General features: G+C 35.7%; 16 protein-coding genes. 15 read left to right on the top strand and 1 reads right to left on the bottom strand.

The window, feature by feature from the left end:
• Positions 1 to 104 precede the first annotated feature (104 nt).
• Positions 105 to 710 (top strand): DUF4254 domain-containing protein, encoded by a 606-nt coding sequence (locus Q0L65_RS08330; protein ID WP_296685197.1) that lies wholly within the window; start codon positions 105 to 107, stop codon positions 708 to 710.
• Positions 711 to 828: 118 nt separating this feature from the next.
• Positions 829 to 1,842 (top strand): glycosyltransferase family 9 protein, encoded by a 1,014-nt coding sequence (locus Q0L65_RS08325; RefSeq protein ID WP_296685195.1) that lies wholly within the window; start codon positions 829 to 831, stop codon positions 1,840 to 1,842.
• A 267-nt stretch (positions 1,843 to 2,109) separates the two neighbouring features.
• On the opposite strand, the gene Q0L65_RS08320 is transcribed toward Q0L65_RS08325, so the two are convergent.
• Positions 2,110 to 3,162, bottom strand: coding sequence for a ferredoxin--NADP reductase (locus tag Q0L65_RS08320; protein WP_296685194.1), 1,053 nt, complete (start codon positions 3,160 to 3,162; stop codon positions 2,110 to 2,112).
• 186 nt (positions 3,163 to 3,348) lie between these two features.
• On the opposite strand from Q0L65_RS08320, the gene Q0L65_RS08315 reads away from it, so the two are divergent.
• From Q0L65_RS08315 to dut, 13 genes are all read left to right on the top strand, one after another.
• Positions 3,349 to 5,943, top strand: a complete 2,595-nt coding sequence (locus Q0L65_RS08315; RefSeq protein ID WP_366051518.1) for a tetratricopeptide repeat protein — start codon at positions 3,349 to 3,351, stop codon at positions 5,941 to 5,943.
• 3 nt (positions 5,944 to 5,946) lie between these two features.
• Complete coding sequence (locus Q0L65_RS08310; protein WP_296685192.1) at positions 5,947 to 6,327, top strand: polymer-forming cytoskeletal protein; 381 nt, start codon at positions 5,947 to 5,949, stop codon at positions 6,325 to 6,327.
• Positions 6,317 to 6,541 carry an AtpZ/AtpI family protein gene (locus Q0L65_RS08305; RefSeq protein ID WP_296685191.1) on the top strand — a complete coding sequence of 75 codons (225 nt, stop codon included), beginning with the start codon at positions 6,317 to 6,319 and terminating at the stop codon, positions 6,539 to 6,541. The genes Q0L65_RS08310 and Q0L65_RS08305 overlap by 11 nt, the downstream gene beginning before the upstream one ends.
• Positions 6,542 to 6,543: 2 nt before the next feature.
• Positions 6,544 to 6,930, top strand: coding sequence for a hypothetical protein (locus Q0L65_RS08300; RefSeq protein WP_296685189.1), 387 nt, complete (start codon positions 6,544 to 6,546; stop codon positions 6,928 to 6,930).
• 113 nt (positions 6,931 to 7,043) lie between these two features.
• Entirely contained in the window at positions 7,044 to 8,162 is a 1,119-nt protein-coding gene (atpB, locus tag Q0L65_RS08295) for a F0F1 ATP synthase subunit A (RefSeq protein ID WP_296685188.1), read from the top strand.
• Positions 8,163 to 8,203: 41 nt separating this feature from the next.
• Complete coding sequence (gene atpE / locus Q0L65_RS08290) at positions 8,204 to 8,401, top strand: ATP synthase F0 subunit C (protein WP_296685186.1); 198 nt, start codon at positions 8,204 to 8,206, stop codon at positions 8,399 to 8,401.
• Between the two features lie 83 nt (positions 8,402 to 8,484).
• Positions 8,485 to 8,985, top strand: coding sequence for a F0F1 ATP synthase subunit B (locus Q0L65_RS08285; RefSeq protein WP_296685184.1), 501 nt, complete (start codon positions 8,485 to 8,487; stop codon positions 8,983 to 8,985).
• A gap of 2 nt (positions 8,986 to 8,987) precedes the next feature.
• Entirely contained in the window at positions 8,988 to 9,521 is a 534-nt protein-coding gene (gene atpH, locus Q0L65_RS08280; protein WP_296685182.1) for an ATP synthase F1 subunit delta, read from the top strand.
• Positions 9,522 to 9,557: 36 nt separating this feature from the next.
• A complete protein-coding gene (atpA, locus tag Q0L65_RS08275) occupies positions 9,558 to 11,135 on the top strand; it encodes a F0F1 ATP synthase subunit alpha (protein ID WP_296685181.1) in 1,578 nt (525 codons plus the stop codon).
• A 75-nt stretch (positions 11,136 to 11,210) separates the two neighbouring features.
• Positions 11,211 to 12,071, top strand: coding sequence for an ATP synthase F1 subunit gamma (atpG, locus tag Q0L65_RS08270; RefSeq protein ID WP_296685179.1), 861 nt, complete (start codon positions 11,211 to 11,213; stop codon positions 12,069 to 12,071).
• A 110-nt stretch (positions 12,072 to 12,181) separates the two neighbouring features.
• On the top strand, positions 12,182 to 12,589 hold the full coding sequence (locus Q0L65_RS08265; RefSeq protein ID WP_296685177.1) for a GNAT family N-acetyltransferase: 408 nt from the start codon (positions 12,182 to 12,184) through the stop codon (positions 12,587 to 12,589).
• Between the two features lie 89 nt (positions 12,590 to 12,678).
• The gene (locus Q0L65_RS08260) at positions 12,679 to 14,142 is read left to right on the top strand and encodes an oligosaccharide flippase family protein (RefSeq protein ID WP_296685175.1); all 1,464 of its coding nucleotides are present in this window, start codon (positions 12,679 to 12,681) and stop codon (positions 14,140 to 14,142) included.
• A gap of 1 nt (position 14,143) precedes the next feature.
• Positions 14,144 to 14,578: a dUTP diphosphatase gene (gene dut / locus Q0L65_RS08255; RefSeq protein ID WP_296685173.1), complete on the top strand. Its 435-nt coding sequence runs from the start codon at positions 14,144 to 14,146 to the stop codon at positions 14,576 to 14,578.
• Positions 14,579 to 14,613: the final 35 nt, after the last annotated feature.

The following is a 14,613-nucleotide window of genomic DNA, read 5'->3' as shown; positions in this document are numbered from 1 at the left end:
TGAATTTGCATAAATGAATTATTGAGTTTAGCAGCAAAACTTTAGTTGTTTTTCCACACTATAAATGTATAAAAAAGTATCTTTGTCTTTTAATTTATAAAGAGATGTTTTCAAAATTAGCCTATTCTGTATTTGAACAAAGTATCCAAGATTATCATCAATTTGATAATGTAGATCAGCCCATAAACAATCCTTTCCCAAAGGATAAATTTGAGCATTTATTGTATCTAAAAAATTGGATTGATACGGTACAATGGCATTTTGAAGATATTATTCGGGATCCCAATATTGACCCAGTTGCGGCTTTGACTTTGAAAAGAAGAATTGACGCTTCGAATCAAGAACGTACCGATATGGTGGAATACATTGACAGTTATTTTCTTCAAAAATACAGTCATGTTAATGCCAAACCAGACGCTAAAATCAACTCTGAAAGTCCGGCTTGGGCTTTTGATCGTTTGTCAATTTTAGCCTTGAAAATTTACCATATGCAAGAAGAGGTGAGTCGTCCAGACGCTTCGCAAGAACACAAAGACAAGTGTCAAGAAAAATTGAATGTGTTGTTGGAACAAAGAACCGATTTATCGACTGCTATTGACGATTTGTTGACCGACATTGAAAACGGAAACAAATTCATGAAAGTGTACAAACAAATGAAAATGTACAATGACGATGATTTGAATCCGGTTTTGTACCAAAATAAAAAATAAGAAACCATATTTTAACCATTAAGGAATTAAGAAAATGAAGTAAAACTTAATGAACCTTAATCTCTTAATGGTTTTATACATTAAGTAATTGTCCAAAAAAACACAACATATAGCCGTCATGAGACTTTCCGCAATGGGGGATGTCGCCATGACGGTTCCTGTTTTACGTGCTTTTGCGCAACAGTATCCCGAAGTGCAACTTACGGTGGTTTCAAGACCGTTTTTTCAACCGTTTTTCAAGGACATTCCCCACCTTCATTTTTTTGCTTTTGACGAAAAAGAACGCCATAAGGGAATTTTGGGTTTGTGGCGGTTGTTCCAAGATTTAAAAGCGTTACAAATCGATGCTTTTGCTGATCTACACAATGTGTTGCGTTCTAAAGTAGTACGCTATTTATTCGCATTAAGCGGCAAAAAAACCGCTTTTGTAGACAAAGGACGTGCTGAGAAAAAAGCGTTGACACGCGCTGAAAATAAAATTTTCCAACCTTTGACCACGATGTTTGAAAGGCATCAATTGGTGTTTGAAAGCTTAGGTTTTCCAATCGATTTGTCTCGGCCGAAATTTCCTCCAAAAGCCAAAATTTCCCAACCTGAATTAGCGACTATTGTTGCCCAATCACAAAAGGTAATTGGCATTGCGCCTTTTGCCCAATACGATTCTAAAGTCTATCCACTGGATTTGATGCAAGAAGTAATTGATGCTTTGGCAGCCAATGAAAACTACACTATTTTCCTTTTCGGCGGAGGCCAAAATGAAAAAAAGCAGCTTCAACAACTTGTAGGCGATAAAAAAAACGCTATCAATATGGCAGGAAAAGTACCCTTTACCACCGAATTGGATTTAATAAGTAACCTAGACGTTATGTTGTCTATGGATTCTGGTAACGGACATATTGCGGCCATGTTGGGTGTTCCGGTAGTTACACTTTGGGGTGCTACCCATCCGTATGCCGGTTTTTTACCGTTTAATCAAACTTTAGATAACGCTTTGGTGTCTGACAGAAACCAATTCCCACAACTGCCGACTTCAGTCTATGGGAACAAAGTTGTGACAGGGTATGAAAATGCCATGCGGACTATTCTTCCTGAGCGAGTGGTGGCTCGAATAGAAGAAATTCTTAATATGTAACACAGATTGCACTAATTTCACGGATTAGTCATTGCGAAAAGGCACGACGAACCAATCTCAACATCCCTTAGGTTAGGGACAGCTTGACAAAAAAAACACATATTTCCTGCAAGGTCTTTTTTTGACCTTGTAGGTATAAAATTCGAAACACCTACAAGGTTTTGTAAACCTTGCAGGAGTAAAACAAAAAACGAGAAGCCATCACTTCTCGTTTTCTATATATAATTATTTTTTAAACTTTGCGCCCTAGCGCCCTAGCGGCAAAGATTAAACATCATCAAAATCCACTCGAATCGTAGCTGAGGTAGGATGTGCTTGACAGGTCAAAATCAATCCGCTAGCTACTTCTTTGTCGGTAAGGATGGAGTTTTTAGTCATTTCGGCAGTTCCTTCGGTAACGCGTGCCAAACAACTGCTGCAAATTCCGCCTTGACAAGAATAGGGAGCATCAATACCTTGTTTTAAGGCAGCATCTAGAATGGTTTGTTTGGCCGACATTTCGAAAGTCGTTTCTTCATCGTCCACCATCACCGTTATTTTAGCGTGTCCTTCTAACGATTGTTCGATAGTATGCTCTTTGGCAGAAGCCGAAAACAATTCAAATTTGATATTCGATTCTTTGATATTTTTTTCTTTCAAAGCCTCCGAAACGGTATTTATCATTTCTTCAGGGCCACACAAATAGAATTTGTCAAATTCCAAACTCGCGTGTTTTTCTTTCAAGATATAATTTACTGTAGTTTTGTCAATGCGTCCAGACAAAGCAGTAGCTACTTTTGCTTGGCTGTACACATAGTGTACAAATAAACGCCCCACATATTGTGATTGTAAATCGTGTAATTCTTGGTGGAAAATCGTTTCTTCTGGCGATTTGTTTCCGTATACCAAAACAAAGGTACTTTTTGGCTCACTTTTCAAAACCGATTTCAAAATAGAAATGGCTGGCGTGATTCCGCTTCCTGCTACAAAAGCAGCATAATTGCGTTGGCGGTCGGCTTGAGGTTCAAAGGTAAATTTTCCTTCTGGCTTACCCACTTCGAGTACGTCACCTGCTTTTAGTTTGGTATTGGCAAACTGCGAAAAAAGTCCGTTAGGTACGGCTTTTACAGCAATGCGCAACTCGCCACTATCTGGAGCAGAGCAAATAGAATACGCACGACGAATTTCTTGGTTGTCCAATGTCAATCGCAAGTTAATGTATTGACCGGCAATGAAAGTATAGTTGGATTGTAATTCTTCAGGAACTGAAAAAAGTATGGAAACCGCGTCTTTAGTTTCGCGTTTTACTTCTTTAATGATTAATTTTAAAAAGGAAGGCATAATTATAATTTTTGACAAATATAGTAAACCATAGGGTTTTTAGAAAATGATAAAAATCAGGTTTGCAATAGCAATTTCAAAAATCAATTTCAAAAATCAATTTCAGTTTCAAAGAATAATCTTAATTTTACCCATCTATATACTAAAAGATGGCATATAGAAGTTTAAGCTATAAATTGTTTCCAATTGAAAACCAACAGATCTCACTATATTCTTAGTTTTTTTGCAGCATTGATTTTGGTGGCTTGTTCTACTAAGAAGGATTCGTTTGTATCGCGAAATTACCACGCGATGACTACTCAATACAATATATTGTATAATGGAGGTGTTGGCTTTGATAAAGGCGTTGCCGACATTAAAGAGAAAAGTAAGAACAATTTTTGGAAGCGTTTGCCCGTAGAAAAAATGCAATTGTCAGACGGTTCTATTGCTGACACCATTAAAAATGCTAATTTCGATTTGGCCGAAACCAAAGCCACCAAAGCCATTCAAAAACACTCTATGAATATTGGAGGAAAAGAACGTAATTATCAAACGGACGAGGCATATTTATTATTAGGAAAAGCGCGTTATTACGACCAACGATTTGTTCCGGCTTTAGACGCGTTCAATTATATTTTGTACAAATATCCCAATAGCAGCAAAATTTATGAGGCTAAAATTTGGCGCGAAAAAACCAATATGCGCTTGGGTAATGATGCTTTGGTAATCAAAAATTTGTCGAAATTATTGAAAGATTACAAATTAAATCACCAATTGGAAGCGAATGCCAATGCTGTTTTGGCGGAAGCCTTCTTGAATTTAGAAGAAAAAGACAGCGCGGTTACTAAACTCCAAATCGCTCAAGCATTTACCAAAATAAACACTGAAAAAGCGCGTTACCGATTCATTCTGGGACAGTTGTACGAAGAATTAGGTAAAAGAGAACAAGCGTTGTCGAGTTATCAATCGGTGATTGATATGAATCGAAAGGCAGATAGAGAATACGTTATTCAGGCGTATGCGAGAAAAGCACAGTTGTTTGATTTTCAAAATGGCGACAAAGCCCAAATAACTAAAATGTTCGCCCAATTAGTTGGAAATCGAGAAAACCGACCGTTTTTGGATTTGATTTACCATCAAATGGGGGTGTATTATGATAAAAACAATGACTCAGAATTGGCTTTGAAAAATTACAACCTATCTTTAAAGAAGGCAAAAGACAATACCTACTTAGCGGCATCCAATTATCGAAATGTAGGAAATATGTATTTTAAAAGTGCCGATTTTCCTTTGGCGGCTAAATACTACGATAGTACTTTGGTAAAATTAGATAAGAAAACTAGAGAGTTTGTTCAAATAGAAAAGGTTAGAAAAAACTTAGATGATGTAATCAAATACGATGCATTGGCAAATAAAAACGATAGTATTTTAAAAGTAGTAGCACTTTCTAAAAATGACCGAATTCTTTATTTTGGTAATCACATTGAAGCTTTGAAAAAAGCCGACGAAAAGAAACAACTGTTGGCTAAAAAGCAACAAGAAGCGATGGCTAATTTTGAAAATTCGGGAAATGACGCTCCAGCAGGTCCAACATTTTTAAAGCCTAACGTCTCTGTTCGTTCTCTGCCTAAATTGGATACAGGAAATGCGAATCCTACGTTTTATTTCTACAATCCCACTACGGTAGCTTTTGGGCAATTGGAATTTCAGAAAAATTGGGGTAAACGCAATTCCAATGGTTTTTGGCGAATGACAACAAGTTCTGGAGACATTGCCGTCTCGGTTACTCCTGACGATTTAGTTGTGGGGGCTGAAAATCAAAAAAAATCTGAAAAAACGACAGATAAATTTGCGATTGAGTATTACCTAAATCAAATCCCGACGGATAAAAAAGTGTTGGACAGCATCAACCAAGAGCGCAATTTTGCCTATTATCAATTGGGAATTATTTACAAAGAAAAGTTTAAAGAATACGCTTTGGCTACAGCCAAATTAGAAAAAGTATTGGAACAAAATCCGACAGAAAAATTGGTTTTGCCAGCGATGTACAATTTGTATAAAATCTATCAAATTACAGATGCAACTAAGGCAACGGCAATGAAAAACCGTATTGTTTCGCAATACCCTAGCTCACGTTATGCGCAGATTATCAGCAATACGGATACCAATAATTCTAAGGTCGAAACTCCAGATAAAACATACAATCAATTCTATAAATTGTTTCAAGAAGAACAGTTTGTGGAGGTTTTAGAAAAATTAAATACAGCAATTATTCAGTTTTCAGGCGATGAAATTCTTCCAAAAATGGAATTGTTACGCGCTAATACACAGGCAAAATTATTTGGAGTAGTAGCCTACAAAAAAGCATTGGGAGAAGTGGCCGAACAATATCCTAATACCGAAGAAGGTAAACAAGCACAAGAAATTTTGAAAAATCAAATTCCGATTTTGGAAAAAATGGAGTTTAGTTCGGCAGCTAAAAGTTGGAAAATCGTGTTTAAAGTAGGTTTAAGGTCAGACTCTTTGACGAAAGAAATAGAAGAAAAAATTAAAAAATTCATTGCTGACGAGAAAATCAGCAACCACTCGTATTCTTATGATGTCTATACCGATAAAGAAAATTTTATAGTCATTCATAATATAAAGTCAGAAGCGTATGCAAATGACATTATTAGTTATATGAAGGTAAATAAAGAATATACTATTAATCAACCTGCAATTATCATTTCGAGTGATAATTATAAAGTAGTCCAAATCAAGAAAAATTTAGACCGCTATTTAGCCTCAAAAAAGCAGTAAATTATGTTTGATAAAAAGACCAAATCCTATACCGACCTTTTAGGAAAAACGAACCGAATTGTAGAAGGAACACGAATAAAAGGAAATATTTATTCTGTGGCTGATTTTAGATTGGACGGAGAGTTGACAGGAAACTTTCAATGTGAAGGAAAGATTGTCATTGGTCCAGCCGGAATAGTTATAGGTGATATTGACTGCAAAAGCGCCGATATTGAAGGGCGTTTTAGTGGAAAAATTCAGGTAGTTGAATTACTTAATGTGAAATCGACAGCTAACATTTATGGCGAAGTGTCTGTGGGTAAATTATCTGTAGAACCTGGTGCTGATTTTAGCGCAACTTGTACCATGAAAACCAATTCACCTACTGTTAATAATGGAGAATAAACCCCCACAAAAAAAGAACAAGTGGCTGGCATTGGTGACAATTCCTGCGCAAATGGGAGTTACAATATTTCTGTTTTCTTATGCAGGCACTTATTTAGACGAAACGTATCCCAACACTATTTTTTACTACAACCAAGTTTTGGTTTTAGTGGGAGTTTTTGTTGCTTTGTATAACGTAATAAAACAAGTCAACAACATCAACAAATCCAATTAGTTATGAGTAAAAAAGACCTATTTCAATTTGTTATTTTCTTTACTATTAGTTATTTACTTCATTATTTAGTATTGACACTATTGAATATAGATGTGACGACGTTTTATTATTCAGTTGCTATTATTTATTTGTTTTTTGCTTTATTTTCTTTAGCCATAGTGTGGGCAACCGTTAAGATCAATGATTTCTATGAGACGTATGTAGGAATGGTATTCATTGCGGCGATTTCTTTGAAAATGGTTTTTGGGTATTTAGTACTTCGCCCAGTATTAGCTTTAGAGACTCCAGCGAGTGTTTTAGAGAAAAAAAACATCTTGATTGTTTTACTAGCATCGGTAGCGATTGACGTTTTTTTTGCAGTAAAGACAATAAACAAGAAAAAAAGCTAGATGAAATTGCGTTTTCTTTGTTAAAAAAATCAATTCGTAGGGTGAAAATATAAATTAAAAAATTACTTTTGCAAAAAAATTTACGACCACAATATTAAGATACTATTTTGAATATGTTGATTTCTAAAAAAACGCAAAGATTTTTCATAGCAACCATTATCGCTTTACTTCCTTTTATTGGAATGTGTAATCCTGCTGAAGGCGAACACGGGGAGGCTAAAAAAGAGGCACCTTCTGCTCAAGAAAAAGTAAATGAGTTTATTCAACACCACTTACAAGATAGCCACGATTTTATTTTCTTTTCAGACGAAGCCGAAAAAGCGCAATATGGTTTTTCATTACCGGTTATTTTATTGGATAATGGATTAAAAATATTTTCATCAGAAAAATTACACCACGGAGAAGCTGTTGCTGAAGTAGAAGGAAACTATTACAAATTAGTTCACGGTAAAATCTACAAAACAGATGCGGCTGGAACAATTACTGAAGATGAAGAGACAGGGCATCCTACTAACGAAATGCCGTTGGATTTCTCTATCACTAAAAATGTAGTTTCTATGCTTTTTGTGGCGGTATTAATGTTTGTATTGTTTTCGAGTTTAGCGCGTTCTTACAAAAAAGGACCAATTCCAACAGGAGCGGGAAGAATTTTAGAGCCGCTAATTATTTTTATTAGAGAAGAAATTGCTATTCCAAATATTGGTCAAGATAAATACAGAAAGTTTATGGGTTATTTATTAACTGTTTTCTTTTTTATCTGGATTTTGAATTTATTAGGAATGACTCCACTAGGAATTAATGTAACAGGAAACATTGCTATTACAGTTTGTTTGGCCATCTTTACTTTTGTTATTACACAATTCAGTGCCAACAAAGAGTATTGGAAACACATCTTCTGGATGCCAGGAGTACCAGTACCAATGAAAATTATTTTAATGCCAATAGAACTTTTAGGAACATTAACTAAACCATTTGCATTGTTGATTCGTTTGTTTGCAAACATTACAGCAGGTCACGTGGTAATCATGAGCTTAATTGCGATGATTTTTGTTACTAAAAACATTTATATGGACATGCCTATTTCATTAGCTTTAACTTTGTTTATCTCAGTTATTGAAGTGTTAGTGGCTTTTTTGCAAGCGTTTATCTTCACCATGTTAACATCGTTATTTATTGGAATGGCGGTTCAAGAACATGAGCACGATCACGATCACGCAGAACACGCACACTAGTAGGTTTTTAATTTAGAAGTTTAATTTTATATATTTATATTATGGGTGAGATTCCAAATTTAGTAGGAGCTGGTTTAGTAGTAATTGGTGCTGGTATCGGTTTAGGTAAAATCGGTGGTTCAGCAATGGATGCTATCGCTCGTCAACCAGAAGCTGCTGGTAAAATTCAAACTGCAATGATTATCGTTGCGGCTTTATTAGAAGGTTTAGCATTTGCTGCTTTAATCTTAGGAAAATAATAAAGGAAGAAAACAAATACCTGTAACGGTTGGTTACAGGTATTGTTTATTTAAAAAAGATTTAATTAAAATACTATCATATAATGGATAAATTAATTCACGATTTTTCATTCGGATTATTCTTTTGGCAAGCATTTATTCTTGTTATTCTATTGGTTTTATTAGCAAAATTTGCTTGGAAACCAATTATGACTTCTATCACAGAAAGAGAAGAAGGAATTAAAAATGCATTGGATTCTGCTGAAAACGCTAGAAAAGAAATGCAAAATTTACAAGCAGACAACCAACGTATTCTTCAAGAAGCAAGAGCAGAACGCGATGCTATGTTGAAAGACGCTCGTGAAATGAAAGAAAAAATTGTTGCAGACGCTAAAAATGAAGCACAAGAGCAAGGTCAAAAAATGATCGAGCAAGCTAAAGCTGCTATTGAAAGTGAAAAAAATGCAGCTATGGCAGAATTGAAATTACAAGTTTCTACTTTGTCGCTAAGCATTGCAGAAAAAGTATTGAAAGACGAATTGTCTAACAAAGAATCTCAAACTAAATTAGTTGAGAAAATGTTAGGTGACGTAAAACTGAACTAATTATGGCAGGTACAAGAGCAGCAATTCGTTATGCAAAAGCAATCTTAGACTTATCCAATGCAAAAGGAGTGGCTGAGGTAGTGAATAACGATATGAAATTGATTGCTTCTACAATCAACGGAAACGAAGAATTAAACACGTTTATTCAAAGTCCAACGACTACTGTTGAGGTAAAAGAGAAAGCGTTGTTGGAAGTTTTTTCTGGAGTAAATGCAGTAACACAAGGATTATTTCATTTGTTATTTGAAAACAAACGATTTGAAATTCTTGAAGCAATTGCTTTGGAATACAATAAATTATCTGATGAAATAAACGGAATTGAAGTAGCTAAAGTAACTACTGCTATTCCAATGGATGCGGCTTTAGAGGCTAAAGTTTTAGCTAAAATCGCAACCCTTTCAGACAAGAAAATTACAATAGAAAATACAATAGATCCATCTATCATTGGAGGATTTATACTAAGAATAGGCGACAAGCAATACAATGCTTCTGTTGCTAACAGATTACAAGTATTAAAAAGAGAGTTTAGTAATTAGTTATTACACATAAAAGTGTCTAAATTATAAAGTAAGATGGCGGAAATCAAACCTGCTGAAATTTCAGCAATATTAAGAAAGCAAGTAGAAGGTTTTGAATCTGGTGCTACACTAGAAGAAGTAGGAACAGTACTTAATGTTGGAGATGGTATTGCTCGTGTTTACGGGCTTTCAAATGTTCAATACGGAGAGTTAGTAGAATTCGAAAATGGTCTTGAGGCTATTGTATTGAACTTGGAAGAAGACAATGTTGGGGTAGTACTTTTGGGTGCTTCAACAGGAATCAAAGAAGGTTCAACTGTAAAAAGAACACAACGTATTGCCTCTCTTAAAGTAGGAGAGCAAATGTTAGGACGTGTGGTAAACACATTAGGTCAACCAATCGATGGTAAAGGACCGATAGGTGGGGAATTATACGAAATGCCTTTGGAAAGAAAAGCGCCAGGAGTTGTATTCCGTCAACCAGTAACAGAACCATTACAAACAGGAGTAAAAGCAGTTGATGCGATGATTCCAGTAGGACGTGGACAACGTGAGTTGGTTATTGGTGACCGTCAAACAGGAAAATCAACTGTTTGTATTGACACGATCTTAAATCAAAAAGAATTTTACGATGCAGGAAAACCTGTATTTTGTATCTATGTTGCTATTGGACAAAAAGCGTCTACTGTTGCGGGAATTGCAAAAATGTTAGAAGAAAAAGGAGCTATGGCGTATACGATTATCGTTGCTGCTAATGCTTCTGATCCTGCTCCAATGCAAGTATATGCTCCAATGGCAGGTGCTGCAATTGGGGAGTATTTCAGAGATTCTGGACGTCCAGCTTTGATTGTTTATGATGATTTATCTAAACAAGCAGTTGCTTACCGTGAGGTATCTCTTTTATTAAGAAGACCACCAGGACGTGAGGCATATCCTGGAGACGTTTTCTACTTACACTCTCGTTTATTAGAGCGTGCTTGTAAAGTGATTGCTGATGATGATATTGCAAAAAACATGAACGACTTGCCAGATTCTTTAAAAGGAATCGTAAAAGGAGGAGGTTCATTGACGGCTTTACCAATTATCGAAACACAAGCGGGAGACGTTTCTGCATATATCCCAACCAACGTAATTTCGATTACAGATGGTCAAATTTTCTTGGATGGAGATTTGTTCAACTCTGGGGTTCGTCCTGCAATTAACGTTGGTATTTCGGTATCTCGTGTTGGAGGTAATGCACAAATTAAATCCATGAAAAAAGTATCAGGTACTTTAAAATTAGACCAAGCGCAATTCCGTGAATTGGAAGCGTTTGCTAAATTTGGTTCTGATTTGGATGCAGTTACTTTAAACGTAATTGAAAAAGGAAAAAGAAACGTTGAAATCTTGAAACAAGGTTTGAACGAACCTTATACTGTTGAAGATCAAGTAGCTATTATTTATGCTGGTTCTAAAAACTTATTGAGAAATGTTCCTGTAAATAAAGTAAAAGAATTTGAGAAAGATTTCTTAGAATTCATGAACAACAAACACAGAGACACTCTTGATGCTTTGAAAGCAGGTAAATTAGATGACAACATTACTGATGTTATCGAAAAAGTAGCAAAAGAAGTTTCAGCGAAGTATAATTAATCAATATAACAATATGTCAATGTGTAAATGATAGCCATTTCCACATTGATAAATTGATAAATTTTCACATTTAGAATGGCAAACTTAAAGGAAATCCGTAATAGAATTACTTCCATTTCATCTACGATGCAAATCACATCGGCAATGAAAATGGTTTCTGCAGCAAAGCTAAAGAAAGCACAAGATGCGATTACAGCGATGCGCCCTTATGCCGAAAAATTAACGGAATTATTACAAAATCTTTCTGCTACCTTAGATGGCGATGTAGGAGGAGATTACACGACACAACGTGAAATCAAAAAAGTATTGGTAGTAGCCATCACTTCTAACAGAGGTTTGTGTGGCGCTTTTAATTCGAATGTAATTAAAGAAGTTAAAAATCGTTCTGATTACTATACAGGAAAACAAGTAGATGTTTTTGCAATTGGTAAAAAAGGGAATGATATTTTGAGCAAAACGCTTACAGTTATTGATAATCAAAGCGCCATTTTTGACGATTTGACTTTTGATAATGTAGCTCAAATTGCAGAGGTGTTAACTCAAAAATTTGTGGCTGGCGAATATGATCGTATCGAATTGGTATACAACCAATTTAAAAATGCGGCGACTCAAATTATTCAAACAGAACAATTTTTGCCTTTGGCTCCAATTCAATCGGATCAACCAGCTACTTCAGGAGATTATATTTTTGAACCTTCTAAAGAAGAAATTGTATTGACATTGATTCCAAAATCATTGAAAACACAATTGTACAAAGGAATTAGAGATTCATTTGCTTCTGAACACGGAGCGCGTATGACTGCTATGCATAAAGCAACAGACAACGCAACAGAATTGAGAGACCAATTGAAATTAACCTACAACAAAGCGCGTCAAGCAGCAATTACTAATGAAATTTTAGAGATTGTTGGTGGAGCTGAAGCCTTGAACGGATAATATCAATTTGAAATATACCACAAGAGCCTCGCATTGCGGGGCTCTTTTTTTTGAGTATTTTTATAAAAAATTACACTTTGGAAATTAGAGAACTTACTACACTAGAAGACATGCTAGCTCAATTTGAGCTGATGCAATATTTATATAGCAATAATTTTACTTTAGAAAAGTACGAAGCCTACCTTGCCGAGATGCTTCCTCATAACTATATTCAAATCGCCGTATTTGAAGAGGAGCAGTGCATTGGACTTTCGGGTTTATGGTCGGGAATTAAATTGTGGTCAGGGCGTTATTTTGAGATAGACAATTTTATTGTGCATCCGGATCATCGTTATAAAGGTGCCGCAAAATTAATGACTGATTATATCAATACAAAGGCAGAAGAAGCGGGCTGTACCATGATTGTTTTGGATGCTTTTACTGGCAATTTTACAGCGCATCGTTTTTATTATAATCAAGGGTATTATCCAAGGGGCTTTCATTTCATTAAAACCTTGAACGAAGCTGGATTATCTTAAAAAAGCTGTTAACAAAACCAATTTTAAAACCCAAATTAAACCAAAGAATTCGTTATTTTTGTTTTTATCAATACCTAAACCAAACCAACTTGGGATTATATAAAAGTCTTTTCAAACAAACGGCAATCTATGGATTAGCCACCGTTTTGCCTCGAATGCTGAGTTTTTTACTCGTGCGTTTGTATACAGGTATTCTGCCCACAGGCGAGTATGGAGAAGTTTCTATAGTGCTTTCGTGGATGGTTTTTTTCAATGTGGTGTTGTCGTACGGAATGGAAACCGCCTTTTTCCGATTCTATAATTCAGAGACCGACAAACAAAATGTTATTGCTACGTCTACCATTTCTATTTTTTGGTCCTCGATTATTTTTCTTTTTGGCGCCTTAATTTTTAGAGGAACTTTGGCTTCGTTAGCCAATGTAGAGGTGCAGTACATTACCTATGCCATTTGGATTTTGGTGTTGGATGCTTTGGTTATTGTGCCGTTTTCGAAGTTGCGAGCCAACCAACGACCAATGCTGTACGCCATTATTAAGATTGGGAATGTCGCTATAAATTTAGTATTGAACCTTTTCTTCTTATTGCTTTTACCAAAAATTGCAGCCTCTAATCCAAATTCTTTTATTGGGAACTTGTACGTTGAAAATTACGAAATAGGTTATATTTTCGTTTCTAATTTAGCAGCTAGCTTACTGACTTTGTTAGTGCTTTCTCCTAATTATCTTTCTTTGACTCGAAAATTTGATGCCGCTCTTTGGAAAAAGATGATGCAATACGGTTTGCCTATTTTAGTGGCGGGAATTGCATTTGCAGTAAACGAACATTTTGATAAAATTCTGTTAGGGTATTGGCTACCCGAAAACGTAGCTAAGTCGGAAGTTGGAGCTTATTCCGCCTGTTATAAATTGGGGTTGTTTATGGTGTTGTTTGCTACCGCCTTTCGTTTAGGAATTGAACCCTTCTTTTTTAGTCATTCTAAGAATGAAAATGCACCACAGACGTATGCCATGATTACCAAATATTTTGTGATTTTTGGTTCTTTGATTTTGTTAGGAGTAATTGTTTTTGCGGATGTGTTGAAGTTCTTGCTTTTAGACAATAAGTCGTATTGGGAAGCCATGAAAGTGGTTCCGTTGATTATTTTGGCCAATTTTTGTTTGGGAATTTACAACAACCTTTCCGTTTGGTATAAACTGACCGATAGAACCAAAATGGGAGCCTATATTTCGATTGTGGGCGCTGTTTTAACTTTGGTGTTGAATTACCTTTTAATTCCAAAATTCAGTTATTACGGCTCGGCTATTGCAACCATTGCAGCTTATGGGAGTATGATGTTCATTTCCTATGTTTTAGGAAACCGCTATTATCCCATTCCGTATGATATGGAAAAAATTGGCGGCTATTTAGGATTATCTATTCTATTTTCGGCCATTTCTTTTTACGGATTCAGAGAAAATTATTTTGTGGGAATTCCGTTGTTGTTGTTGTTTGTGTATTTTGTGTACCACAACGAAAAAGCAACTATCTTGTCTATCATTAAACGAAAAAAATAAAATGACAATAAAAATCATCAATAAGTCGCAGCATCCGTTGCCTAATTACGAGACGCTTGCGTCAGCAGGAATGGATTTAAGAGCCGATTTAACTTCTCCCATCACATTGGCTCCTTTAGGACGAATTATTGTAAAAACGGGATTGTTTATTGAGTTGCCCATTGGATATGAAGCGCAGGTTCGCCCAAGAAGCGGATTGGCTATCAAAAAAGGAATTACCGTTTTGAATTCCCCAGGAACAGTCGATGCTGATTATAGAGGAGAAATAGGAGTGATTTTAGTGAATCTATCCAATGAAGATTTTGTAATTGAGAATGGCGAACGCATCGCTCAATTAATCATTGCCAAACACGAACGTGCCGAATGGATTGAAGTTCAGGAATTATCTGAAACATCCAGAGGAGAAGGTGGTTTTGGGAGTACAGGGGTGAAGTAAGTGTTCAGTGTTCAGTCCCAACGATTCGGGTTAGT

Origin of the sequence: Flavobacterium sp., assembly GCF_024642105.1 — a bacterium.
Lineage (GTDB): Bacteria > Bacteroidota > Bacteroidia > Flavobacteriales > Flavobacteriaceae > Flavobacterium.
This window is presented reverse-complemented; position numbering and strand designations above follow the sequence as displayed.